The sequence below is a fragment of the Patiriisocius marinus genome, from assembly GCF_008974325.1.
GTDB classification, from domain to species: Bacteria; Bacteroidota; Bacteroidia; order Flavobacteriales; family Flavobacteriaceae; genus Patiriisocius; species Patiriisocius marinus.
In genome coordinates this window covers 88,548-114,748 of record NZ_BKCG01000006.1, presented here as the reverse complement: position 1 = coordinate 114,748, position 26,201 = coordinate 88,548, and the positions used below count along the sequence as shown (strand labels likewise).

Here is a 26,201-nt window from a genome sequence, read left to right as displayed (position 1 = left end):
CAATATTACGATTAATATGATTGTGAACAAAGTAATTTTAGTGTTTTATTGATTATTTAATGTTATTAATTAAAAACCATTGTAAACCAATGATGGTTTTAGCATCTCTAAATTGATTGTTTTTAAGATGATTTATTACTTCTTTAGTTTTTAATTTAACAAGCTGGATATCTTCTTTTTCATATTTCATTCCACCACCTTTAAAAATTTTGTCAGCCGAATTTACTTCAGAATAATACAGTAATATTCTTTCCGAGGTTCCACCAGGGGAGACAAAAAACGAATTAATAAATGAAATTTTCGTTATGTCATATCCAATTTCTTCTTCAACTTCTTTTTTCACTCGTTCTACAGGATCTTCACCATTTTCAATTGTACCTGCAGTAAGCTCAAGAATCCAACCATCTTTATCTTTTATAGTAGGATATCTAAATTGGTTTGTGAAAAGTAAAGTGTCGGTATCTTTTTCGTAAATAAGTATTGCAACGGAATCACCTCTTTCAAAACACATTCTGTTTACTTCAATTGTTTTAGAATTAAATAATTCGTGTTCAATTGTTGCCTTCTTAATTTTGAAATAATCATCAAAAACTAATTCCTCTTTAATAATGCGATAGTTCATGTAAAATTTTATGGTACGGTGGTTTTTAGTATTGCGATGTTAAATTTTTAAACCCATTTATATTTTTCCATTGTATTAATCTTTTTGGATGTTCATTGTCATCCGGAAATTGAGATTTAATAAAATCAAATTGTTTAAAAGTTAACAACACCATTTCTCCATCATTACCACATTTTATTGGATAAAATCTGTTTTCGCTTTTTTGATTTGTTAATTCCATATTGAGCATTTTTATAAAATTAAGATATGCAATTACCCAATTATATTCAGTAAAATTACCATTGAATGCTATGTATTCAGTTCCGTTTAATTCTATTGTATGTTTCCAATAGTTTTCTATCTGCTCACTTTTTTCATTCGTATAGCTCAATTTTAAACCTAATTTTTCGAATGATAACTTGACTTTATTTAAATATTCAGTTAATCCTCCACTTTCAAATAATACTTCACAATCGACAGAATAAAAACGATTATCAGTATAATCAGTTGTCTCTCCACGCATTGTTCCAGAAAAGAAATTCCATTTATTTTTTGATTCCGCAAATCCCTTTTTAACAATTTCTAATTCAGAAGCTTCAACTAGGTTGAAAAACTCAAGGTTATCCAGTTCAGACACGATTTGTTTTCCAGATAATCTTTCTACAGTTTTGGATTCAGTTTTTAAAGATTGAATATTTTCTTTTTTCTGTTGAGAATTACAACTCAAAATTCCAATAGAAAGTAAAAAGATGAATTTTCGCATACGTTTTTTTTCAAATTATATACAACCTATTATAAAAAAAAGCCTGCTTATCTTGATATTTTCAGGACAGGCAGGCTTATTAGTATTTCAGTTAAACTTGTATTACTCCTAAGTTAAAAGGTTTTTCGATAGGAGCGTGGTTAGCAGCTTCAATACCCATACTAATCCATGTTCTAGTATCTAATGGATCAATAACAGCATCAGTCCATATTCTGCTCGCTGCATAATAAGGTGAAATTTGCTCGTCGTATCTAGCTTTAATTCTGTCGTATAATTCCTTTTCAACTTCAGGAGTAATAGCTTCACCTTTCTTTTTAAGTGAAGCAGTTTCGATTTGTAATAATACTTTAGCAGCACTATTTCCACTCATTACCGCAAGTTCCGCGCTTGGCCAAGCTGCGATTAATCTAGGATCGTAAGCTTTACCGCACATTGCGTAGTTTCCAGCTCCGTAACTGTTTCCTATAATTATAGTAAACTTAGGCACAACACTATTACTTACAGCATTTACCATTTTAGCGCCATCTTTAATTATACCACCGTGTTCACTTTTACTACCTACCATAAATCCAGTTACATCCTGTAAAAAAACTAAAGGAATTTTTTTCTGATTACAGTTGGCAATAAAGCGAGTTGCTTTGTCAGCACTGTCACTATAAATAACACCACCAAATTGCATCTCGCCGTTTTTGGTTTTGACTAGTTTACGTTGATTAGCAACAATACCAACAGCCCAGCCATCAATGCGTGCATAACCAGTAAGTATGGTTTGTCCATATCCTTCTTTATATTCTTCAAAGTCACTATCATCAACAATACGCGATATAATTTCGCGCATATCGTATTGGTCTGCTCTAGATTTTGGAAGAATCCCAAAAATATCTTTAGGATCTAATTTTGGTTTAGCAGGTTTTTCACGATTGTATCCTGCCTTATCATAATCCCCTATTTTAGAAACTATGTTCTTAATAGTGTCAAGTGCATCTTTATCGTCTTTCGCTTTATAGTCAGTAACGCCACTTATTTCGCAGTGCGTAGTTGCACCACCTAATGTTTCGTTATCAATACTTTCGCCTATGGCTGCTTTTACTAGGTAACTTCCTGCAAGGAAAATACTACCGGTTTTATCAACGATAATAGCTTCGTCACTCATTATAGGTAAGTAAGCACCGCCGGCAACACAGCTACCCATAACAGCAGATATTTGGGTAATACCCATACTACTCATTACGGCGTTATTTCTAAATATGCGTCCAAAATGTTCCTTATCAGGAAAAATTTCATCTTGCATTGGTAAATACACACCGGCACTATCAACTAAATATATTATAGGAAGTTTATTTTCAATAGAAATTTCCTGTGCGCGTAAATTTTTCTTTCCAGTAATAGGAAACCAAGCGCCAGCTTTTACAGTAGCATCATTAGCTACAACTATACATTGTTTTCCTTTTACATATCCTATTTTAACAACGACACCTCCACTAGGGCAACCGCCGTGTTCTTTATACATACCATCGCCAGCAAAAGCACCTATTTCAATACTTGATTTTTTATCGTCTAGTAAATAATCAATACGCTCTCGGGCAGTCATTTTGCCTTTCGCATGATGTTTTTCAATTCGTTTTTCACCACCTCCAAGTTTCACTTTAGTAAAGCGTTGTCGTAGGTCTGACGCTAATAATTTATTATGATCTTCGTTTTTGTTGAACTTAATATCCACGTGTATGTTGTTTTCAGCTAAAATACAAATTATCCAAAAATTACAGTAGACACAGTTGCAATTAAATGATATTATATTTTTTCTGAAATGTGCTAGAAATTTACCCTTTGACAACTAGGTAATTACCAATATTTATCTAAATAATTAACCATAAATTTTAATAAACGCATTACTTAGAAGGATACAAATTAATCATATATAGATTCCACGGAAATATATTCCTAGGAATATATTGTTTATTTTTTGTATCTTTGTAGTGTAAAATTTAAGAATAGACATCTATTGATATAGATAAAACTAGAGATAATTATGAAAAACATCATCGCATTTGCAGGAAGTAATAGTAAAGTTTCAATCAATAAGCAATTAGCTGTTTTTACAGCAGAACAGGTAGTTGATTCGAAAACAGAAGTGTTAGATTTAAACGATTTTAGTTTGCCTTTATATGGTATCGACTACGAAATAGAACACGGAATTCCAGAAGTAGCAACTCAATTTTTAGATAAAATAAAATTAGCTGATGGTATTGTACTTTCATTAGCCGAACATAATGGGGCGTATGCAACGGTGTTTAAAAATTTATTCGATTGGATGTCCCGTATTGATGGAAAATTATGGAGTAATGTGCCTATGTTTTTAATGGCAACTTCTCCAGGTGCAAGAGGTGGGGCTACTGTTTTAGATATAGCAATGGGGCGTTTCCCTTTTATGGGAGGTAATGTGGTTGCAGCTTTTTCGCTGCCAAGTTTTAACGACAATTTTTCCGAAAATGGTATTGCAGACCCTATTTTAAAGCAAAACTTTGAAGCAGAATTAGCAAAATTCTCACAAGCAATTTTTCAATAAACAGTAGTATGGGTGATCTTTCAAAAGATATAAATAGTGAGTTTCCAAACGATAAAATAAAAGCATTACTCAATATAATGTACACTGCTAGTTGGATTCAAACAAAACAAAATACATTTTTTAAACCTTTTGGTATCTCTCCACAGCAGTACAATATTCTGCGTATTCTAAGAGGTGCTGATGAAGCAATTTCTGTACAAACTATTAAAGATAGAATGTTAGAAAGAGCGCCTAATGCAACAAGGTTAATGGATAAATTGACTAATAAAAATTTTATTGAGCGTGTGGCTTGTGCTAGTGATAGGCGAGTAGTGCATATTAAAATCACGCATCAAGGGCAAGAGCTTTTATCTCAAATAGATACAGCAAACCGAAAAGATCTTTTAGAAAATCTAACACTAAAAGAGGCAGCAATATTAAGTGACTTGTTAGATAAAATAAGATAGGAAAAAGAACACGTTTTATTATTAAAACGATAAAGCAATAGTTATGAAATATAATAGCATTAAAAAATTAGGGAGAAGCGATTTTGTAAATATGGGACCCATTAAATTGCGCCAACCAATCCCTACGCAAGAAATTGAGTTACTAGATCCATTTGTGCTTTTACATCATTATGGCCCTTATCCAATTAACGAATTTAATAATCCGTTTGATCTTGGTCCACATCCACATCGTGGTTTTGAGCCCATTACATTTTTAATCCAAGGTGAGCAATTACATCGTGACTCCTTGGGTAATGAAAGTGTAGTAAAAGCAGGTGATGTTCAATGGACAACTGCTGGAAGAGGTATTATTCATGCAGAAGGACCAACAAAGGAATTTGTTAAAAAAGGAGGTGAACTTGAAGGAATACAATTATGGCTAAACCTTCCCGCTGCAAAGAAAATGATACCAGCAAATTACCAACATGTAGAAAACGAAAAATTCCTTTTGGTGAATTCTGCTGATGAGAAGGTTTCAGTTAAAGTAATCGCAGGAGAATTGGATGGATCTAATGGGCGTATTGCAACACAAACTCCCGTGAATGCTTATATGATTCACGCAAAAGAAGCTGGTTTTTTTAACCTGAAAATTTCTAAAAGTCATCAATCCCTCTTGTATTTGTTAAAAGGAAAGGTGGCAATCAATGACACAACAACTTTAGAATTGAACGAAGATCAGTTGGTTTGGTTTGAGCAAGACGGCGATGGAGCTTCTATAAAAGCTGAGCAAGATAGTATGTTGTTATTTTTATCCGGCGAACCCATCAATGAGAAAATACAAAGTTGGGGTCCTTACGTAATGAATAACCAAACTGAAATAATGGAAGCACTACGAGATTATCAGCAAGGAAAGATGGGGTATCTACCATCTTAAAAATATTTAAGTTACATGTATTTAAAGCACTCTTAGGAGTGCTTTTTTTATAGAAAAACCCGATATTTGCGACTGCTTTATTTTTTTACTGAAATACTATGTTTTTAGCTAATTATTAATTGTATTGGCATTTCAGTATATAAACATCTAAAAGCATATTTTAATATTATAACCATCGAGCGTTTATTTCTTTAAGACGCAAAACAATTAATAGTATGATGAATAAAAATACAGTCCTAGCTTGGGCAACTTTTATAATGATTTTAGTAGGCTTGGCACTTATTGCCTTAGGTGCCTTTAGATATGATGATGTAGCAGGTTGGGGTTTTGCAGCAGTAGGAATTGGTTTCTTCGCAATTGCTTGGGTTTTTAATGCCTTAAAAGGTAGAATGTAGTTCTATAAAAATAACCAGTTGCAATAAAGAGATAGAAATAAAGTAATAATAGTATTCAACTAATTTAATAATAACATGGCTGACGATAAAAAAGTGATTTTTAGCATGTCTGGATTGACTAAATCCTTTCAAAATGCACAAACACCAGTTTTAAAAAATATTTATTTAAGTTTCTTTTATGGAGCTAAAATTGGAATCCTAGGATTAAACGGTAGTGGTAAATCTACCTTATTAAAAATTATCGCTGGAGTTGATAAAAACTATCAAGGTGATGTTGTTTTTGCACCAGGATATTCTGTTGGATATTTAGAGCAAGAACCTCAATTAGATCCTGAAAAAACGGTATTAGAAATTGTAAAAGAGGGAGCTGCAGAAACAGTTGCGATTCTCGATGAATACAATAAAATTAATGACGATTTCGGTCTTGAGGAAAACTATAGCGATCCAGATAAAATGGACAAGCTAATGGCTCGTCAAGCAGATTTACAAGATAAAATAGATGCAACTAACGCTTGGGAATTAGATACCAAGTTAGAAATTGCAATGGATGCATTACGTACGCCAGAAGGTGATAAAAAAATAGGCGTATTATCTGGAGGTGAAAAACGTAGAGTTGCACTTTGTAGGTTATTATTGCAAGAGCCAGATGTATTACTATTAGATGAGCCTACTAACCACTTGGATGCTGAAAGTGTACATTGGTTAGAGCATCATTTAGCACAATACAAAGGAACTGTTATTGCTGTAACGCACGATAGATATTTCCTTGACAATGTAGCAGGATGGATTTTAGAACTAGATAGAGGTGAAGGTATTCCTTGGAAAGGAAACTACTCTTCTTGGTTAGATCAAAAATCTAAAAGAATGGCTCAAGAAAGTAAAACAGCTTCTAAACGTCAAAAAACGTTAGAGCGCGAACTTGAATGGGTACAACAGGGAGCAAAAGGAAGACAAACAAAGCAAAAAGCACGTTTGAAAAACTACGATAAATTAATGAGTCAAGATTCTAAACAACTTGATGAAAAATTAGAAATTTATATCCCTAATGGTCCTCGTTTAGGTACCAATGTTATTGAAGCAACAGGTGTTTCGAAAGCATATGGAGATAAATTGCTTTATGAGGATCTAAATTTTAGTCTTCCACAGGCAGGGATTGTAGGTGTAATAGGACCTAACGGTGCTGGTAAAACTACTATCTTTAGAATGATAATGGGTGAAGAAACTCCAGATAAAGGTAGCTTTACAACTGGAGAAACTGCAAAAATCGCGTATGTAGATCAAGCACACTCTAATATTGACCCTAATAAAACAATCTGGCAAAACTTTAGTGATGAGCAAGAACTTGTTATGATGGGTGGGAAAGAAGTAAACTCTAGAGCTTACTTAAGCCGTTTTAATTTTAGTGGAAGTGAACAAAACAAAAAAGTAAATCTTCTCTCTGGTGGTGAGCGTAATAGATTGCACCTTGCAATGACTTTAAAAGAAGAAGGTAACGTTTTGTTACTGGATGAGCCTACCAATGATCTTGATGTAAATACATTAAGAGCTTTAGAGGAAGGTCTTGAAAACTTTGCTGGTTGTGCAGTAGTAATTAGTCACGATAGATGGTTTTTAGATAGAATTTGTACACATATATTAGCTTTTGAAGGAGATAGTCAAGTGTATTTCTTTGAAGGTGGTTTTAGTGAATACGAAGAAGGTAAAAAGAAACGTCTTGGCGGAGATTTAATGCCTAAACGTATTAAGTATAAAAAATTAGTTAGATAATTGTCTAGCTAGTAATACAATATATTTTTTTTTAAAGACAGTAATCCTTAATGAGGGGTTACTGTCTTTTTTTATGCTTTATATTAATTAGTATCTTGTGATTTCATTACAAAAAACAACTATGAAACACCTATTTCTCTTAACATTATTACTAATCTATATTGATGGTAACTCACAAACAAATTTTGAACCTTTGGATGTCTTTCAGTTAGAGTATGCTGGTAGCCCTCAAATCTCGCCAGACGGAAATCAAATAGTTTATAGGCGAACTGGATTTGATATAATGAAGGATAAAAGTAAAGGGGACTTATGGATAATTAATAAAGATGGATCACAACATAGAAAGTTAACAAATAAAGAAGGAAATCAACAAAATGCAACTTGGTCTCCAAATGGTAAAAAAATAATTTTTACAACAGGTACTGATCAGGGTAGCGAAATATATTTGTATTGGGTAGATTCAAAATCATTAGCACGATTAACACAGCTAGAAGGAAGTCCTTCTAATTTAAGTTGGTCGCCAGATGGAAAACATATTGCTTTTTCAATGAAAATTTCATCTAAGCCACCTGTAATTGCTAAAATGCCAGCAAAACCAAAAGGCGCTAAATGGGCAAAATCTCCAAGAATTACTGATAGATTAAAACACGAAGCAGATGGTGCAGGTTATATCAAACCTGGTTTTCGACACATTTTCACAATTAGTGCAGAAGGGGGTACACCACGCCAACTTACATCAGGAGACTTTAATCACGGCGGAAATTTGAGTTGGAGTAAAAATGGTGCTAAAATTTATTTTTCAGCTAATAGAAATGATGATTGGGAATACGATTTCAGAAATTCTGAAATTTATAGTGTTGATACAAATACCTTAGCGATTACTGCATTGACAACATCTCCTGGTCCAGATTCAAGCCCTATTGTTTCACCAGATGGTTCTAAAATTGCATTCATAGGTTTTATAGATAAAGTACAAGCGTACCAATTGAGAGCCTTACATTTAATGGATATCAATGGAGGTAATAAAGTTAAAATTTCAGATAAACTAGATAGGAGTATCAGTAGTGTAGTATGGGATTCAAATAGTAAAGGTTTATACATTCAGTATAATGACCTAGGACTTACTAAAATTGCATATTTAGATCTTAACGGAAATATAAAAGAGATTTGCAATGATGTAGGAGGAACAAGTTTAGGTCGCCCATATGCAAGTGGAAGTTTTTCGGTTTCAAATAAGGGTGATATTGCTTACACAAAATCTAAAACCGATAGACCTGCAGATTTAGCGATTACTTCAAAAAAAGGAAGCTCAACTGTTATTACGCAGTTGAATGAAGATTTACTCACCCATAGAACTTTAGGGAAAGTAGAAGAGTTGTGGTATAAATCGTCTGTAGATCAACGAGATATTCAAGGGTATTTAGTATTTCCGCCAGACTATGATGCCACTAAAAGGTATCCTTTGTTAATTGAAAATCACGGAGGACCTATATTAAATTATGGACCACATTTTTCTGCTGAAATTCAGCTATATGCTGCTGCTGGTTATGTAGTGTTTTACCCTAACCCTAGAGGAAGTACGAGCTACGGTGAGGAATTTGGAAATTTACTCTATAACAATTATCCAGGAGAAGATTATAATGATGTAATGGATGGAGTGGATGTTACGATTGCAAATGGAATTGCAGATCCTGATCATTTATACGTTACAGGTGGTAGTGCTGGTGGGATTATGACTGCGTGGATTATTGGAAAAAATAATAGATTTAGAGCTGCTGTCGTGGCTAAACCTGTTATGAATTGGATTAGTAAAACGCTTGTTGCAGATAACTATTACGGGTATGCAAATTCAAGATATCTTGGGCAACCTTGGGAAAACTTTGAAGGCTATTGGAAATTTTCTCCATTGTCATTAGTGGGTAATGTAGAAACGCCAACGATGGTTATGGTAGGAATGAATGATTTAAGAACACCACCTAGTGAAGCAAAGCAATTGTATCACGCACTTAAACTTCGAAAAATAGAAACTGTACTTGTTGAAATTCCAGATGCCTCGCACGGTATAGCTTCAAGACCAAGTAATTTAATTACTAAAATAGCGCACACGCTTGCTTGGTTTGAAAAGTATAGAACTGAAGATAAGAAATAGTAACGATTCAAGTTAAAATATTATGAAACATATATTTGTCTTAATTTTTACACTTCTTTCAGTACATAGTTATTCTCAAAATAGAAGTTGTATTGACTTTAAAACAGGTGAATTTAGATATTTAAAAGAGGGTAGGAAAGAAAAAATTATTAGAAAAGAAAACCTACAGATTGAAACTAATCCTTATGACAATATTATCATTAAGACTTCTATTGATTGGACATCTGAGTGCAATTATACTATGACGTATATTGAAATATTAAATCATACTCAGGATGTTAGTAGTGTAATTGGGAAGAAAATTAACTGTGAAATAATAGAAACAAATGGAAATAACTTTACAGTTCACGCTAAGAGTGATGTTATGGATGAAATTCTAAATTTTATTAAAGTTAATTAGATTTACATTTGAAATACTAAAATCAAAAATGCCTAAGATTTTTATCTTAGGCATTTATTTTATATTGAAACAGTTACTTTTAACTAGGCACCATATTTATCAAGTAATGTAGCTTGTTTTGTAATTGCATCTCTGAATTGATTTTTCATAGTGTCAATTAAATCTGCCATTGAAGGGTCGTCGTGTATACTAGTTACACCTTGTCCTGCACTCCAGATAGTTTTCCAAGCTTTAGCTTCGGTATCAAGCTCTTTACCAAAATCTACTTTTTTAGTGCTTTTTAATTGCTCATCAGTTACTCCAGCTTTGTCTAGACTTTTCTGTAAAAAGTTAGCAGCAACACCGCTAATTGCTGCAGTATAAGTAACGTCGTTAGTTTCACTATCGATAATCATATCTCTATATTCATCTGTTGCAAGACTTTCTTTTGTATTTATAAAGCGAGTTCCCATATATGCTAAATCTGCACCCATTTGCATAGCACTAGCAACATCTTGTCCAGTACTTAATGTTCCTGATAATAAAATAAATCCATCAAAAATAGATTTGATTTCGTTTATAAAAGGAACTGGATTTAAAGTACCGGCGTGTCCACCAGCTCCTGCACAAACTAAAATAAGACCATCAACACCAGCTTCGATAGCTTTTTCTGCGTGACGCCTTTTAATTACGTCGTGAAATATTAATCCACCATAACTATGTACAGCATCTACAACCATAGAAATAGCTCCAAGCGATGTAATAATCAACGGAACTTTATGTTTTACACAAACTTTTAAATCGGCTTCAACACGAGGGTTCGTCATATGGACAATTAAGTTAACACCAAATGGTGCAGCTTTTTTACCAGTTTCTTTCTCCCAAGCTTCAAGTTCTGTTTTAATTTGTACAACCCATTCTTCAAAACCTTCTGTTGTACGTTGGTTTAATGCAGGGAATGTTCCTACTATACCACTTTTACAAGCAGCGATTACAAGCTCTGGTCCCGATATTAAAAACATTGGGGCAGCAACAATAGGAAGTTTTAGGTCTTTTGTAAATTTATTTTTATCCATAGGAAATTTATTATGTACGCATAGTAATTTGTACAGTAAAAATAAGGCTTTCTTTGCTTCTATTTTTAAAACAAAGAAAAAAAAATCCCTCAACAGAATTTGTTGAGGGATTTAAATACTTCGCTATCTAATTAGCTCCAAGCATCTGTTACATCTTCTAATCTTTTTACAGAAGATAGTGTTTTGTTAATTTCATCAGCTTGTTTTGTTAGTAATGATGAAATTTGAGGTGGAAAATTGTTCTCTTTTAATGTTTCTTGATAAGCATTTACACTTGCTTTCTCACCACGAATACATTCTTCTAAAACAGCTTCGTCATTTTCTCCTGTAAAAGTGTTTTTAATATCCATCCACGTGCGGTGTAAAGATCCTGTAACACTTCCAGATTCGATAGGAGTTTCGTTTAATGATCTAATTTGATTATCGAGTTCCGTTGCAAAACGCGCGCGTTGTGCACTTTGTTTTTTTAAATATGTTTTAAGTAGCGGACTTTCTGCATTAAGTAATGCATTTTTAAATCCTAATTCTGCATCATAGTTCTTTTCTAGTAACCCTTGTAAATTTGAAACTAGATTTTTATGATTTTCTTGTTTTGCTTCTTCCAATGTAGTTTTCATAGTTATATGTTTTTTTCTGAATTGATAGTTTCAGAGGATTAATAATGATATAAAATTAAGAAGTTAGTATAGTAAACTATCACATAGAAATGCTAATTGAGAAAGTCTTAACACCTAGTGTTAATGAATTTGTAACATAGCCTACACTTCGTTTAAGGTTAGGGTTACTTAATGGTAATGCCAATTTAATTAGTTTTAAATACTAATTAATTCAATTTGTAGTTTTATAAAGAAACTCATTGTTATGTATAAAATTGAAATGATTACTATGTTGAAGAAATTTGCTTTTGTTCTTTTATTTTTTCCAACTCTTATATGGAGTCAACAAGAGAGTGGTTTGGGTATTTTGGCCGGGGTTAATTTTGCGTCAAATGGTGAGCTAATTGATGAAACGACAAACGTTGCTGAAAACCCATCACGAAATGTAGGGTATCATTTGGGGCTTTTTGGAAAAGCAGATTTTGGTAAAATTTTTATAAGACCCGAACTAAAATACACGCATACTAAAAGTGAATATTCGAGAGCTAACTTAACCATAGATAAGCTAGACGCGCCTATTTTAATAGGGTTTGATTTTCTACAACATCTTTCAGTTTTTGCTGGACCTTCCTTGCAATATATTTTAGATACTGACTTTGGTGATTTCTCAATTGAGAATGCTCAAGAAGATTTTACGGTTGGTTTGCAAGTGGGTATTGGACTTAATATTGAAGCTATTGGTATCGATCTTCGATATGAGCGCGGTTTAAATGAGAATGAAGCTAATTTAAATGAGTTCACTCAAACGCGAGTTGATACTAGGCCAGATCAACTTATTTTAGCTGTTTCTTTAAGTATTTAATATTTCAGCAATATTCATTTCTGAAATATGAATGGTTTGTAATTTGTTATGTTACTTTCGAAATTAGGGTTCATTCCATAACTAATTCTTGATGTATAATTTTATTGCTTATACTATTAGTTTTTACAAAACTAGCAATCAATTTAGTAGTGTGGTAGGTGTTTTCATATCGGGTTATGTAACTTGAAAAATCATCGAAATTGTTGATTGTATTGTCATTTTCAATGAATCCAAAGCCTTTATATTCTCCTTGTTCTACTAAAATGATAGCAGTTTCATCTGGAGTCCTGCCGTCGTGTTTAATAATATAAGTTTCACGATTAGCTTCCAGATGTTTTAATGCGTTTCTAACTCGGTTATTGTAAACTTCAACTTCTTCATCTCCTGAACAGATACCATTACAATCTTTAATTTTATAATGAGAACATGGTTCATTAGTAGTTTGTAGTGAGCAGTATTTTGGGCAAAGATTAAATGTTTCACAAACTTTAATTAACGTTTCAATTCCCACAACTTGGCTGTAAATTGTAGCAACTGAATTGATAGTGCTCTTCGTTTTACCAACAGCTAATTGCATAATACCACGTTGATTTATATATGAAATAACCTGAAATGTGTTTACAGGACGCTTTTGTGCTTTATTAAATTTCGGATAATATTTCTTAATATAATCTGCTTCTAAAAGTAGGGCGCATAATTCATTTCCAGTTTCAACAAAATCTAAATGATAGGTTTCAGTACATTGATCAATAGACTTTTGAGTTTTAGAATACAAATGAGATAGTACTCTCGATTGTATGTTTTTAGCTTTACCAACATAGATAATTTTCTCTTGTTTGTCCTTAAAAAGATAAATTCCCGTGCTTGTTGGTAATTTATTAAAATCTTCTGTGCTAATATGTGGTGGGAGCGTTGCTTGTCTAGACGATTTATGTAAAAAGTTATTGAACACTTCAAACTCTTGTTCAATATCTAGATTCATTAATTTAAAAAATAGGGTAGTGGTTGCACGTGTATCAGCTTCAGCTCTGTGGGCACCATTCAAAGATATGCCAACAGATCTGCAAAGCTTCCCTAAACTATATGAAGGCAAGCCAGGAATTAGTTTTCTTGATAGCCTAACAGTACATAGTTTTTTTCTAAGAAATTTATCTCCTAAAAATTTAAACTCTTTAGCTAGAAAGCCAAAATCAAAATTAACGTTGTGTGCAACAAAAATAGCATCGCAAGTTTTCTCTTCAATAATATGGGCAATTTCATGAAACTTAGGCGCGTCTGCAACCATTTCATTAGTTATTCCTGTAAGCGCAATAATATTGCGAGGAATATATTCTTCAGGATTTATTAAAGATGAATACACATCTGTAATTTCCATATTTTCAATAGTGATAATACAAATTTCCGTCATTCGTCCATTTCGAACATTTCCGGTTGTTTCTACATCAATTACGGTATATTTTGCTGTTTTTAAATTCACATTTCAAAGATAGTGTAATTTGGATTAATTCCAAGTTGTGGGAAAATTTCCTGTTGTTTGTTGTTTTAATATTTCCGAAGTAAACATCAAGCTATTTATTATTAATAAGTAAGCAGCATCTATTTGATTAAATACTAGTTACTAGTTGTCTATATTTGCGGCTTCTGAAAAAATATAACCACATGCAATTACTCATCTTTATATTAGTGTATCCGTTAATGTGGGTGCTGTCTAAATTTCCTTTTAGAGCATTGTATATAATCTCGGACATCGCTTTTGTTTTAATTTATCACGTTATTGGATATAGAAAAAAAGTAGTTAGAAATAATATAAAAATTGCTTATCCAGATATTTCAGCTGAAAAACTAAAAACTACTGAGCGTAAATTTTATCATCATTTCTGTGATATTTTTATTGAAATGATAAAGACGATGTCTATTTCGGAAACCGAAATGAGAAAGCGTTATACCTTTACAAATATGGAAGTAGCTGGAAAGTTTATGAACCATAATAGAGATTTGATCCTTTGCTTAGGTCATTATGCTAGTTACGAATGGGTATTGTCATTGCATTCTCACTATGATAATAAAGGCTATGGAATTTACAAAAGAATAAAGAATAAGCATTTCGATAAATTAATACGAGATATACGCGGTAAGTGGAAAACGACGCTAGTAGTTAATAAAGAGGCGAAAACTAAGATTGCAGAGGTAATGAAAGGGACGCACGATAAGGCAGTGCTCTTCGGTTTTATTATGGATCAATCTCCATCTAATAATAGAAATAAACACTGGGCGAAATTTTTCAACGTAAAAACACCTTTTTTTACAGGAGTTGAAACGATTGCAAAGGAGCATAATCTTCCATTATTATTTTTAGGAACTAAGAAAATAAAGCGAGGATATTACGAATCTACTTTTACAATAATAACAGAGACCCCTCGAGAGCATAAAGATTTTGAGTTAACCGATACTTTTGCAAATCTATTGCAAAAGCAAATTGACATAGCTCCAGAGTATTATTTCTGGACGCATAAGCGTTTCAAATTTGTAAAAGGGCTTGATGAGTAGCGTGTAGATAAAAAAAAATAAAAAATGCTTCAGCCTTTGGTTGGAGCATTTTTTATTTCCATCTCCTAAAGAAAACAAAAAGAAGTAAAAAACATCTAAAACTAAAAATGCTTCACATCGTAGATGTGAAGCATTTAATTAATGCGGAGAGTAAGGGATTCGAACCCCTGGAGGTGTGACCCTCAACAGTTTTCAAGACTGCCGCATTCGACCACTCTGCCAACTCTCCAAAGTGTCTATCCAAGCTATTTGCCTGAATGCGGCTGCAAATATAAGAGTCTTTTTGAAAGAATAAAATAAATAAAGAAACTTTTTTAAAACTTTTTTAAAATTGTATCAAATAGTAATTTTAGACTAGCCCGGTTCTTGTTCACTGCCACTTTCTAATTTAATAAGACTTTTAAAAGCTTCATAAACCGTATTGCTTTCATAAAGAACTTTATACACTTCTCTAGATATAGGCATATCAACATTATAATCGCTTGCAAGTTCCATTACAGCCTTCGCAGTTTTTACACCTTCGGCAACTTCATTCATTTCTGCAATAATTTCATTTAAGCTTTTTCCTTGGCCTAATTGGAACCCAACGTGATGATTTCTACTTTTAGAACTCATACAAGTGGCTACTAAATCCCCCATTCCAGCTAATCCAGCAAAAGTTCTACGTTTTCCTCCCATAGCAGTACCTAAGCGTGTTAACTCAGACAATCCTCTAGTGATTAAAGCAGCTTTAGTGTTGTCACCTGCATCAGCACCGTCTCCCATACCTGTTGCAATGGCCATAATGTTTTTTAAAGCACCACCAAGTTCGCAGCCTATAACATCGTTGTTAGTGTATACTTTAAAAACACCCGAGTTGAAAATACCTTGTAATTTTTTAGCTATAATTTGATCTACCATTGAAATGACAGCAGCGGCAGCTTGACCACTATGAATTTCTTTAGCAAGATTTGGACCTGTTAGTACACCAGCTGGATGTCCAGGAAGTTCTTCTTCTATAATCTGGGTCATTCTCATCTTAGTGCCTAATTCAAGGCCTTTAGCTAAGCTAATAATGGGAATCCAAGGTCTAATAAATGGTTTAGCTTCTTTTAAAACGCTTCTAAAATATTGTGAAGGGATTCCCATTATCAATACATCTGAAGTGCTTACTACTTCTTCAATAGAGGTCGTCGCAGTTAATGATTTATGCAATAATGCTCCGGGTAAATATTTAGAGTTTGTGTGGTAATTATTTATTTCATTAACAGTTTCTTCATCTCTAGCCCATAAAACAGTTTCTGCATTTTTAGCAGTGAGTGATGCTACTGTAGTTCCCCAGGAACCTCCACCTAATAAACCTACTTTCATTTTCATAATCCTCGTTTTTGGTTCCTTAAATTTAGTTATTTAATTCGTCTAAATATAATTGTCTCACATCACTTATATGTTTATCAATATTTTTAGTTTTCCATAAACTAGTATCTACTGGATCTAATGCAACAACTTCAATATGTGTAGGTCTAAGTGCTTTAGTCCCTTTAGGCATTGCTTTATAAGCGTTTTTAATTACAATAGGAATTATAGGCACTCCTGCTTGCATTGCAAGATGAAATGCTCCTTTTTTAAATGGTCCTAATTCTGGAGTTCCGCTTCTGGTTCCTTCTGGCGCAATTGCTACTGAAATTCCATTTTGTAGTGCTTCAACAGCAGGTTGCATTGCTTCAATAGCTTTTTCTTTATTACTCCGGTCAATATAAATTGCTCCTAAAGCAGAAAAGATAGGGCCAATAGGGCTTTTTTCTAACTCCTTTTTCGCCACCCCTGTTATGTTATTACGCACAAGCTTCATTACAATAAAAAAATCGGCAGCACTTTGATGGTTAAAACAGAATACTGCTGGTCTAAAATCGGTAAGATTATGTTTTCCTTTAACCGAAATATCAAGGCCGGCAAGCTTAGTTCCAAGGTCACCTATACTCTTAAAAGTGGTATTAGCAGCTTCCTGTTTAGACATTGTTACTAAACCTCTTAAAGCTCCTTTAAATGCAGAAGGGTAAATACTAGCAATTGCTAGTCCAGTTCTTAAACCATTTATAACGGGTTTGGTAGTAGGTTCATCAAATCTCAATATTGGCCAATCGTTTTCGAAGGCTACTTGTGATAACGCTGTGTCTGGATTAGTTGCTATAGGATTTCCTACAATTTTAAATAGTGGATAATCTTCAAAACTATCGGAATAAAAATAGCTCTTAGCTAAATCAATTGTATGTTTTTTAGCGTGTTTTCGCGCTGCTCTTGCTTTTCCTTCACCCCAGCACATTTCGGCTACACGACCTGTAAACTTACCGTTACGTAATTCCATTTTAGTAGCATAAACATCAGTTATGCCTAACTCATTTGCAATAGGCATAATTTGATAGGAGGTAGCTGCTGAAATTATAACCACTTTGTGCCCTTTTTCTAGATGCTTCGCAATCAACTTTCGTGATTCTGGATATATTGTAGTAGCTAAAAAATCCTCAAATACTGTCTGTCCTAAGTCAACAAAGGCTTTTTCTGAAATACCTTTAACCCCTAATGCTGCTATTTTAGTTAGAATTTCAAAGTCTCTATTTCCAACAGAGAAAGCTAAGGCAGTCATAAACTGCGTTAGGTATTCTTTCACGGTTGTTTTTCCACTAAAAAGTCTTGTGGTCATAAATTTCTTGGCCGAAAAATCATTAATTAACGTTCGATCCATGTCGAAGTAGGCTGCAATATGTGGTCCTTCTTCTATAATTTCTTTTCTAGCTTTTGTATCATTTTTTGATTCAGGAACTAGGGTTTCTTTTTTAGCTTGTTGTTCGAGTACTTTGATACTAGGATCTACTTCAATGGATTTTAAGTACGCAAGACGTTCTGTAAGTTCGTCTAATTGCGTCATCCATTTATCAAGTGCCTTAAAGTTAATTTTTCTATTAGTTGGGGCCAACTTTGCATTTTCAGCAAATAGAAATGCATTTTCTAAAAATGGTTTAGAAACGCTATCAAGCCTTGTTATGCGTGACTGCCAGTGTAGTTCTTTTCCTTTGAACATACATAGTTCTAAAAACACTTCTTTTTTTAAAACATCGTCTTCATCCCAATTGTTTAGTGTATGACAAACAACTTTATCTGCTTCAAGATAGGTGAGTAGTAGTGCTCTTGAAACGTATAGGTTTTGTTTTTTTAATATTTCGGATACATCTTTTTTAGGGTCGCTTATAATTGCACGCCAGTTTTTGTCAAATCTATTTAACTCTTCTTCAATCTCACTACTAAATTTAGCTTTGTTAGTATAGAAAAATTCAAATTTAAAAAGATTGCGCAACTCCATTATTTCTTCCCAAAAATGTACAATACGATTTTTAGAAGTGTCGTCTTTAATTTTGACTAAAGCCATCTCAACGAAAGCGGCGTGGTATAAATGTCCCGCAGCCATATTTGCATAATAACTTGCAGGTAAGTATTCTTGTGAACTAAGGCTATATTGTGCTCTTTGACCAGCTCGGCTTTTTTGAACAATTCTGGCTCCTTGTAATAAATTTAATGATTTTTGGATACTAACCGCAATAGGATTACCACGGTCAAGTAAAATATTTTCGCGTTTATTACCAATAAATTCCATCAATTTATTGACTTTAAATTCAATTTCTTGTTTAGTGAGTGCAAAGTCATTTAACAATACGTGACAAACTAATGAAACAGTTGTCACAGGAGTAATCATCGAAGCTTGATTAATTAACTCAAATGCAAAACGAGGTAAGTTATTTTTATCTTTATAGGTACTTTCTTCTAGTTGAGGTACTACAACGCTATTAGTTTCGTCCATAGCAACGGGGTCTCCAAAACGGATTGCTGCACGGCCAAAATCGTTTCCAAGACTACGAATGTAATTAAGTCCTTCTTGCACGTTTTCACTCTTTTTATTTTTGGTTCCCTTTGCTTGTTCTGTCATTTCCTTAACATCAGGAATTAGATCGTACACAATAGAAACTGGAACATATTTTATATCCTTGGTGCTTTGTGTTTCAGCATCCATAATGTATTTTAAAATTCCCATTTGTGGATGAAGAATTTTTCCAGTTCTAGATCTTGTTCCTTCAATATTCCACGTTAAGTGATCTCCTTTGTCGATTATGGTAGAGATATAATGCCGTAATGAAGCTTTGTAAATAGGGTTGTCTTTGAAGCTACGTCTAATAAATATTAATCCTGCGCTATTACCTATTTGTTTAAGTCCTGGGAATGCTAGATTTTTCCCGCCAAAAGAGTAGGGTACTGGCATCCCATAACGCGCTAATGTTGAAATTAAAACAAGTGTATCAAGATACGTTTTATGTGTCATAATAAATGCCACAGAATGCTTACGCATAAGTTTCATTAACTTTTTAATCCCATTAGGGTCTACGTCAATTTTTTCTTGATATGCTCTAGAAAGAATATAATCAAAACCACGAACCGCAAGCATTTTAGTGATAGGCTGATGCTGTGCGTACAATTCTTTAATATACTTGCTCGCTTTTTTTTGGACTTCTTTATAGTCCATTTTTTGCTCCTTCGCAATGCGCTTAAGTATTTGTTTAAATTTTGGGTGATTAATGATCTCTTCCATGTGTTAAGATGTTTGCACTAGGTTAGACTTTTTTTTAAATAGTTTCCATTTTTTATGGCTCCAATAAAAAGGATATAAAATTCTTTCAATATGCGGAGTTGCATCTTCAATGGTCACGCCATTTATGTTAGCACTTAAGGCGTTAGCTGTAATCATTAATACACTTGCATTTGCTCCTAATCCTGAGTGGCTTCCAAAAACTTCAATATTTTTAATCCCTTTTCTGTATGATTCTGCTTCCATACAATGTTTCCAAGGAACAAGGCCATCTGTTTTTGTGTAGATACAAGTTACAGGAACATTTGGAATAGGTTCTAATTCTTGTAAAAAACGTTTATTCCGTTCTTTTAAAGATTTACCTTGGAAAAATTCTAATAACCCATAAACTGGAGTTTTCATGTCCATAACTCCCCATACAGGTGAAGCAATAGTGATAATTTGCTCTACTTGATTAGGATGTCTATTTGCCATTATTTTAGCAAATATTCCACCGCCACTCCATCCTACAATACTTACTTTTTCTTTATGCATCTCATAGATGTCATCTAGTTTTTCTTCTAAACGCGGAATGTAATGTGACTTTACCATATTAAAGCCCATTTCCCATTTATACGTTTTGAAACCTAATGAATCTAAGTATCTACGAACAAATGAGGTTGAGTAATCATCACCTAAATAAGGTGGTATTAATAAAACTGGGCGTCCATTACCTTCAATTCGTTTGGGAATAAAAGGATAAATAGCATAAATAGAACCCCACTCTAAAAGTGATCTTGATTCTAATAGCATATTGAATAATGGAGGTTTTGGTATTTTTTGATTTATGAGTTCAATTTCTTTTTTAAACTTAAGTACTATTTCGTGAACTAATTGATTTTGCTCTAGAGTTTTATTTTCCCCGGCTTCGTTAGCAATTGTTGTAAGTATGGATAAAAGTGTTATGTATTCTCGACTTGGTCCAAGCTCATCACAAATACGAACACATTCATTAAACAGAAATTTGAAATCTTCAATATCTTTTTCGTGTATATTTTCTAAAGCACCCAGCATAAACTCTGCGTGAGGATGCCTTTCATAACTATTTTTTAATACCGTATTGATCTCATCAATTGATAGACCGTTAAGTCTACCAAGTGACATAGCAAATTGTGTAAATTTATTATATAATTGAATTCTAACTTCCATAAATTAATTGGGGATGTGTACATTGAGCCATTCCATAATATCGTGTTCAACTTCCTGGCTGTTCTTCTCATTTATCATTTCGTGACGCCCTCCTTTGTATAAATAAAAGGTTAAATCGTCATTTCCGTTACACTTATAATTTTCGGCAACTTTAGTTACTCCTACGCCCATATCTCCTACAGGGTCTTCGTCTCCTGAAAAAATTAATATGGGGATATTATTAGGTGTTTTTTTAAAAGCGGTTGTTTTATTTAGCGTCTTTAAATTAGATACAAAATCTGCAAAAACTCCCATTGAAAAATTTTCAATTCTATAAGGATCTGCTTCAAATGCATCTACTGCGGCATTGTTTGAACTTATCCAGTCTAGTTTAGTTCTATTTGGTTTAAATTTTTCATTAAACTTATCAAAAAAGAACGAACGCAATGTTTCATTACCTCGTTCACGTCCTCTAATAGTTGTTACGGCTTTAGTCGCTAAAAGTCCAATGTTACCAAGTCCTTTAATAAAATTAGCCGTTCCAGATAGCATTAATGCATCTATGTCTTCGCCATAATTTAGTACATATTTTCTACTCAACAATGATCCCATACTATGTCCAAATAGGACAAATTTAGTATCAGGATAATCACGTTTCATTATTAATGTAAGTGAGTGCATATCATCAACGACATCTTCAAAATATTCTTCACCATCATAAAAGCCATACATTCTTTTAATTTCTGCTGTTTTGCCGTGAGCACGATGATCATTAGCATAAACTACAAAACCATTTTTTTGAAATAGATGCGCAATATGGTCATATCTACCAGCGTGTTCTCCAAGACCGTGGGCTATTTGCATAATCCCTCTCAATGGAATTCCTTTAGGAAGATCCCATTTGTAATAGCATATTTTCTCACCATCTGTAGCAGTGAATGTATGTGTTTTATAATGCATTGATTATCGTTCTAAAAACGCTCTTAATAAGTTTGTAAACTTGTTTTTATTAGTTGCGGAACCCAACATTACAATTCGTTGTTGAATTTTAAGTTCGTCAAGTAACAAGTTCCCTTTATAGAGTGCGTGTAAATTGGCATCCTCAATTTCTATTAAAATTGCAGGGTCTAAATTTTTAGTTTTCTTTACAACTACCGCATCTTCAGAAAGGTTTATTTCCCAGCATTCTGAGGTGATACCCATGTCTACATTTATATGATAGACTCCTTTGTATTTTTTAGCAAGTGCAGTTTCTTTTTTATAATAACGTTTTATAGCATTAAAGAAAACAGTGCTTTTGCTTTTTTCCTTTGCAGCTTTTTTGTCATCTGCAGTTTTCTTTTTAGAAACTTTTTTTATTAATGTTTCAAGCTCATTTGCAGATGCTCTAATGTGTCTTGAAAACAAATCTGCATCAGGCATTGTTTTAGCGTCTGATGTTGTTGTAATAGTTATGGAACCATTATAACTAAAGGCAGCAATTATTAATCCAAAACCATCGACAACAGGAGTAAGTCCAAACATTGAAACAACTTTGTGACCATTTAAATACAATAAGTCTCTTGGGCCAGGAACATTAGTAATTGTAACATTAAAAGGAGGCCTATGAAGGTCTTTAATATTGTATTTGCTATACAATCCTGCAGCTAGATTAGCAAGTCCAAAAGGTACAGCATCTGCCATTTTAGTTAAGGTTTTTGCGCCCATTGTTTTATGGCGAGATTTCCCTAACATAGTTTGTTCTTGTATATATTCTAATCGCTCTAATGGATTTTCTATATGTGTTGCTAACTGTATCATCATATTAGCAATTTTATTTCCTGTAGTAGTATCTTCATTGTGTCTAATTGAAATGGGAACATTCGCAACTAGCGGTTGTAATGGAAGCTTTTCCTTTTCTTGTAAATATTGACGAATAGCTCCAGCACAAATTGCTAGAATCACATCATTTACACTTCCGCCAGAAAGTTTCCGAAGATTATTAACTCTTTCAAAATTAAGTATTGCTGTACCCCAAGTTCTTTTTGCCGAAATTTTACCATTGAAAATAGTGATTGGTACAGGGTAACGAGCTGCTGCAAATTCCTTCTGAATACTTAACGATTTAGATGCTTTATTCTTTACAAAAGCAAAAGCAGTTTCAGCAATCGTTTTAGGAATTTTAAAAGGGTTTTTCAAAAAACCATATCCGCTTTTTAATAATAAACTAATATCATCGGGCAGTGGATCTGGATCAAAATGAACAGGTTTAACAAGCTTCGTTTTTTTAGGGATTTTCTCGTTATCAAATAACACGCTCAATAATCCAACACCAGATTTCCCATCTATCATCACGTGATGGACTTTGCTTACAATAGCAACAGACCCTTTAGGAACTTGCGCTATTTCATCAATACCTTCAATAAAATCAATAGACCATAAAGGTCGTCGTAAATCTAGAGGCGCACTAAAAATACTAGAAGTCATATTACGTAGCGTTTTCCAATTAGACGGATCTGGTAATTTAGATCTATGTAAATGTAAGTCGATATCAAAATTAGGGTCGTTTACCCAATATGGATAATCAAGATCCATTGGCACTCGCTTTAAACGCTGTCTAAACTTTGGCATTAAATGCAACTTTGAGGCAACCGTTTGTTTAAAATCTTCAAAATCGATAGAGCCTTCTACAATAATCAGCGTTGCAATATGCATGGGACTCGTAGGAGATTCAGCATACAAAAAGGCGGCGTCATAGCCAGAAATTTGCTTTATAGAACCATCTAATGCATCTTGCACTATATCTTTAATATCTAATTTTGTTGCCATGTAACATTCATTTGTCAGCCGTTAATATTTGGTATTTTAGTATTTCCGAAATTTTAAGAACCGAATAATTAATTAAACTATTATTTTAAATAGGTCTCGTAATTTCTAATTTTTATATGCTTTGCTTTTAAATCAAACATCAGACTAAATAAGCCGAAAAATGTTCTATTCATATAAATAATATGTCTAGATCCTCTATTTCCGTTGAGGTCCCTAACATTTGTATTTTTCATATATCGCTCTCCTAATGATGATATTTCATCAAAAAATGTAGCGCTAGAAAAATCAAAAGTATCTTCTTGAAAAGGAGTGGTAAATAACTCTAAAACCTCATAAAACATTTGAGTAAAAAATTCTAATTCTTTCTCTGAGTCATCCGCTCTTAAAACTTCAAGAGCTCTTAGGTTTTTTCTGAAACTCTCAGGATTGTTTACAACCTCCATTTTAAAAAGTTCAAAATAAGGAATGTAGAAATCATCCGGAATTTCCTTCATACATCCAAAATCTAAAGCAATTAATTCTTTTTCCTCACTAATTAAAAAGTTTCCAGGATGAGGATCTGCGTGTACTTTTTTTAACACATGAAGTTGATACATGTAGAAATCCCATAATGCTTGCCCAATTTTGGTTGCTATTTCTTCGTCAGTATTAATTGCTGTAAACTCAGATAAGTGAATACCTTTCATCCAGTCCATCGTTAAAATCTGTTCCGATGAATATTGAGGATAATACTTCGGAAATTTTAAATTCGGAATATGGCTACAGGCTTTTTCTACTTCTTGACTTTGTTCTAATTCGAGAACATAATTTGTTTCTTCTACAAGTTTATCTTCAACTTCCTTAAAGTACATTTCAGAATGTTCTCCCTTTATGTTGAACATTTTCATTGCAATTGGTTTTACAATAGCAAGATCACTTTGGATACTATGTGCAACACCTGGATATTGAATTTTAACGGCTAGAGTTTTACCATCTTTCTTAGCTTGGTGAACTTGGCCTATACTTGCAGCATTAATTGCCTCAGGATTAAACGCATCAAATAATTGATCTGGAAACTTTCCGAAGGACTTTTTAAATGTTTTTAAAACAAGTGGAGCGGAGAGAGGAGGTACGGAAAATTGTGATAAAGAAAACTTTTCTACAAATGCCTTGGGCATAATGTTTTTTTCCATACTCATCATTTGCGCCATTTTAAGTGCGCTACCCTTGAGTGTTTTTAAACTATCATAAATATCATTCGCATTATTTTCGTGCAAACGACCTTTAGCTTCTTCTTCAGAATTCACCATTTTGTCGCCAAAATACTTAAGATAATTTACGCCCACTTTTGCTCCAGTTGAAACTAGTTTTGAAGCACGATGAATTTTAGATAAAGGAATATTTTTTGCGGTTTTCATGTGCAGTGTTTAAGAGTTGAATTTTTCACTGTACAGAAACTTTCCGAGGTCAATTATATTATGTAAGGATTGAGTGTTTAATAGCTCAACACTTGTATTAATAGATTTTTCAATAAATACATCTGTTTTCTCACAAGCCTCAGAATGGTCTGCTGTCCAGAATTTTATAGTGAGCAAAAGTTGTACCCAAGCAGTCTCTTTTATGGACTTTTTTTGGATATTTTCTAAGGTATCTATATTTAAACTAAGTGTTTCTAACTTAAGGCTATCAATAAATTGTGTAAAACTAGATTTAAGTGTTTTAAATAGGGAGATAGTGCTAAAAATAGTACCATAACTATCAATAGTAATGAGTATGAAATCTCTATTTAATGTAAGGTTTTCAAAAAACGTATAGTACAAACTAAGTAACTTGTCTTTTTTACTAAACGACACATAGTCTGCACTTTCTGCCAAGGTGGCAACCGAGGTATCAAAAAGGATTTTTATTATTTCTTGGTCTAGCTCTTCAAAGCTATCAAAATGCTCTAAGAATTGAGCTGAATCAATTTTCAAAGTAGAAGTAAAAGCCTCAATTGAGTCAGGTTTTGCTTTTAAGGAAACGATCATATCCATGTAATGATCAATTATATAAGCTGCTGTTATCTTTTTAGTTTTCGCCATTTAAGAAGGTATCATATAGCTGCACATTTTAGAATATTCTAAAAAAAGCAGGCGGTATTTGTTAAAAATAATGATTTTCCCTTTGTTTTTCTCACCAGATTATATAAAACTGAAAAACCGAGCTGTATATTCATACAACTCGGTCATTTTCAAAACTTAAACTAATCTATCTAATTACTATGCTACTAACTTTTTAAACCTTTTTTTACCATCCTTTAATTGACCTTTAACAATTGTTAAAGCATCAAATACGAGGTTTTGTTGGTTTGCTGCTAGCTTAAGTCCACCTTTTAAAGCTTTATCAGCAACAGTTTGCCATTGTGCAGTTGCATCTATTGCTTCTGTTACAACAGTTTCAGTAGTGTTTAAAGCGATGTCATTTGCCTTAGTAGCTATTGTTTTAGTTGTAGACATTGCTTTAGAGATCATACCTTTAGCGTCTTTTTTATTTACTGTCTTTTTCATAATATATTGTTTTAATAAGCAGAGTTACC

At 33.2% G+C, this 26,201-nt stretch carries 23 protein-coding genes and 1 tRNA gene; 9 read left to right on the top strand and 15 right to left on the bottom strand.

All coding sequences use genetic code 11. The features are described 5' to 3' along the window. Positions 1-52: 52 nt before the first annotated feature. The 3 genes from GBH57_RS11655 to GBH57_RS11645 all read right to left on the bottom strand — a co-directional run bounded on the left by GBH57_RS11655 (position 53) and on the right by GBH57_RS11645 (position 3,084). Positions 53-622, bottom strand: coding sequence for an NUDIX domain-containing protein (locus tag GBH57_RS11655; RefSeq protein ID WP_151674665.1), 570 nt, complete (start codon positions 620-622; stop codon positions 53-55). A gap of 25 nt (positions 623-647) precedes the next feature. Next, positions 648-1,364, bottom strand: coding sequence for a hypothetical protein (locus GBH57_RS11650; protein ID WP_151674664.1), 717 nt, complete (start codon positions 1,362-1,364; stop codon positions 648-650). 91 nt (positions 1,365-1,455) lie between these two features. Next, complete coding sequence (locus GBH57_RS11645) at positions 1,456-3,084, bottom strand: acyl-CoA carboxylase subunit beta (RefSeq protein ID WP_151674663.1); 1,629 nt, start codon at positions 3,082-3,084, stop codon at positions 1,456-1,458. Positions 3,085-3,393: 309 nt separating this feature from the next. Here GBH57_RS11645 and GBH57_RS11640 point away from each other — a divergent pair, with 309 nt between their 5' ends. The 7 genes from GBH57_RS11640 to GBH57_RS11610 all read left to right on the top strand — a co-directional run bounded on the left by GBH57_RS11640 (position 3,394) and on the right by GBH57_RS11610 (position 10,000). Next, on the top strand, positions 3,394-3,930 hold the full coding sequence (locus GBH57_RS11640) for an NADPH-dependent FMN reductase (protein WP_151674662.1): 537 nt from the start codon (positions 3,394-3,396) through the stop codon (positions 3,928-3,930). A gap of 8 nt (positions 3,931-3,938) precedes the next feature. Continuing rightward, complete coding sequence (locus tag GBH57_RS11635; RefSeq protein WP_151674661.1) at positions 3,939-4,376, top strand: MarR family winged helix-turn-helix transcriptional regulator; 438 nt, start codon at positions 3,939-3,941, stop codon at positions 4,374-4,376. A gap of 43 nt (positions 4,377-4,419) precedes the next feature. Next, entirely contained in the window at positions 4,420-5,289 is an 870-nt protein-coding gene (locus GBH57_RS11630) for a pirin family protein (RefSeq protein ID WP_151674660.1), read from the top strand. 218 nt (positions 5,290-5,507) lie between these two features. Beyond that, positions 5,508-5,684, top strand: a complete 177-nt coding sequence (locus GBH57_RS11625) for a CAL67264 family membrane protein (protein WP_235904710.1) — start codon at positions 5,508-5,510, stop codon at positions 5,682-5,684. A 75-nt stretch (positions 5,685-5,759) separates the two neighbouring features. Further along, a complete protein-coding gene (gene ettA / locus GBH57_RS11620) occupies positions 5,760-7,451 on the top strand; it encodes an energy-dependent translational throttle protein EttA (protein WP_151674658.1) in 1,692 nt (563 codons plus the stop codon). A gap of 121 nt (positions 7,452-7,572) precedes the next feature. Further along, positions 7,573-9,600 carry a S9 family peptidase gene (locus tag GBH57_RS11615; RefSeq protein ID WP_151674657.1) on the top strand — a complete coding sequence of 676 codons (2,028 nt, stop codon included), beginning with the start codon at positions 7,573-7,575 and terminating at the stop codon, positions 9,598-9,600. Positions 9,601-9,622: 22 nt separating this feature from the next. Continuing rightward, on the top strand, positions 9,623-10,000 hold the full coding sequence (locus GBH57_RS11610; protein WP_151674656.1) for a hypothetical protein: 378 nt from the start codon (positions 9,623-9,625) through the stop codon (positions 9,998-10,000). 83 nt (positions 10,001-10,083) lie between these two features. Here GBH57_RS11610 and GBH57_RS11605 read toward each other — a convergent pair whose 3' ends face one another. Together GBH57_RS11605 and GBH57_RS11600 are read right to left on the bottom strand one after the other, a co-directional pair. After that, complete coding sequence (locus tag GBH57_RS11605) at positions 10,084-11,055, bottom strand: NAD(P)H-dependent flavin oxidoreductase (protein ID WP_151674655.1); 972 nt, start codon at positions 11,053-11,055, stop codon at positions 10,084-10,086. Between the two features lie 131 nt (positions 11,056-11,186). Then, entirely contained in the window at positions 11,187-11,672 is a 486-nt protein-coding gene (locus GBH57_RS11600; protein ID WP_151674654.1) for a ferritin-like domain-containing protein, read from the bottom strand. A 244-nt stretch (positions 11,673-11,916) separates the two neighbouring features. On the opposite strand from GBH57_RS11600, the gene GBH57_RS11595 reads away from it, so the two are divergent. Then, entirely contained in the window at positions 11,917-12,513 is a 597-nt protein-coding gene (locus tag GBH57_RS11595) for a putative outer membrane beta-barrel protein (protein WP_235904705.1), read from the top strand. A 70-nt stretch (positions 12,514-12,583) separates the two neighbouring features. On the opposite strand, the gene GBH57_RS11590 is transcribed toward GBH57_RS11595, so the two are convergent. Beyond that, positions 12,584-13,990, bottom strand: coding sequence for an exonuclease domain-containing protein (locus GBH57_RS11590; protein ID WP_235904704.1), 1,407 nt, complete (start codon positions 13,988-13,990; stop codon positions 12,584-12,586). 155 nt (positions 13,991-14,145) lie between these two features. Between GBH57_RS11590 and GBH57_RS11585 the strand changes: the two genes are divergently transcribed. Further along, a complete protein-coding gene (locus tag GBH57_RS11585; protein WP_262714258.1) occupies positions 14,146-15,060 on the top strand; it encodes a lysophospholipid acyltransferase family protein in 915 nt (304 codons plus the stop codon). 144 nt (positions 15,061-15,204) lie between these two features. On the opposite strand, the gene GBH57_RS11580 is transcribed toward GBH57_RS11585, so the two are convergent. The 9 genes from GBH57_RS11580 to GBH57_RS11540 form a co-directional block, all read right to left on the bottom strand. Beyond that, positions 15,205-15,289: transfer RNA gene (locus GBH57_RS11580), tRNA-Ser, on the bottom strand. A 125-nt stretch (positions 15,290-15,414) separates the two neighbouring features. Continuing rightward, positions 15,415-16,416 carry an NAD(P)H-dependent glycerol-3-phosphate dehydrogenase gene (locus GBH57_RS11575; protein WP_151674652.1) on the bottom strand — a complete coding sequence of 334 codons (1,002 nt, stop codon included), beginning with the start codon at positions 16,414-16,416 and terminating at the stop codon, positions 15,415-15,417. 25 nt (positions 16,417-16,441) lie between these two features. Next, complete coding sequence (locus GBH57_RS11570; protein ID WP_151674651.1) at positions 16,442-19,675, bottom strand: HAD-IB family hydrolase; 3,234 nt, start codon at positions 19,673-19,675, stop codon at positions 16,442-16,444. 3 nt (positions 19,676-19,678) lie between these two features. Then, complete coding sequence (locus tag GBH57_RS11565) at positions 19,679-20,860, bottom strand: alpha/beta hydrolase family protein (protein ID WP_151674650.1); 1,182 nt, start codon at positions 20,858-20,860, stop codon at positions 19,679-19,681. Positions 20,861-20,863: 3 nt separating this feature from the next. Then, positions 20,864-21,799 carry an alpha/beta fold hydrolase gene (locus tag GBH57_RS11560; protein WP_151674649.1) on the bottom strand — a complete coding sequence of 312 codons (936 nt, stop codon included), beginning with the start codon at positions 21,797-21,799 and terminating at the stop codon, positions 20,864-20,866. A 3-nt stretch (positions 21,800-21,802) separates the two neighbouring features. Next, positions 21,803-23,647, bottom strand: coding sequence for a WS/DGAT/MGAT family O-acyltransferase (locus GBH57_RS11555; protein WP_151674648.1), 1,845 nt, complete (start codon positions 23,645-23,647; stop codon positions 21,803-21,805). An 80-nt stretch (positions 23,648-23,727) separates the two neighbouring features. Continuing rightward, entirely contained in the window at positions 23,728-25,044 is a 1,317-nt protein-coding gene (locus GBH57_RS11550; RefSeq protein WP_151674647.1) for an ABC1 kinase family protein, read from the bottom strand. 9 nt (positions 25,045-25,053) lie between these two features. Beyond that, entirely contained in the window at positions 25,054-25,707 is a 654-nt protein-coding gene (locus GBH57_RS11545) for a TetR family transcriptional regulator C-terminal domain-containing protein (protein WP_151674646.1), read from the bottom strand. 177 nt (positions 25,708-25,884) lie between these two features. Next, the gene (locus GBH57_RS11540) at positions 25,885-26,172 is read right to left on the bottom strand and encodes a hypothetical protein (RefSeq protein WP_151674645.1); all 288 of its coding nucleotides are present in this window, start codon (positions 26,170-26,172) and stop codon (positions 25,885-25,887) included. Positions 26,173-26,201: the final 29 nt, after the last annotated feature.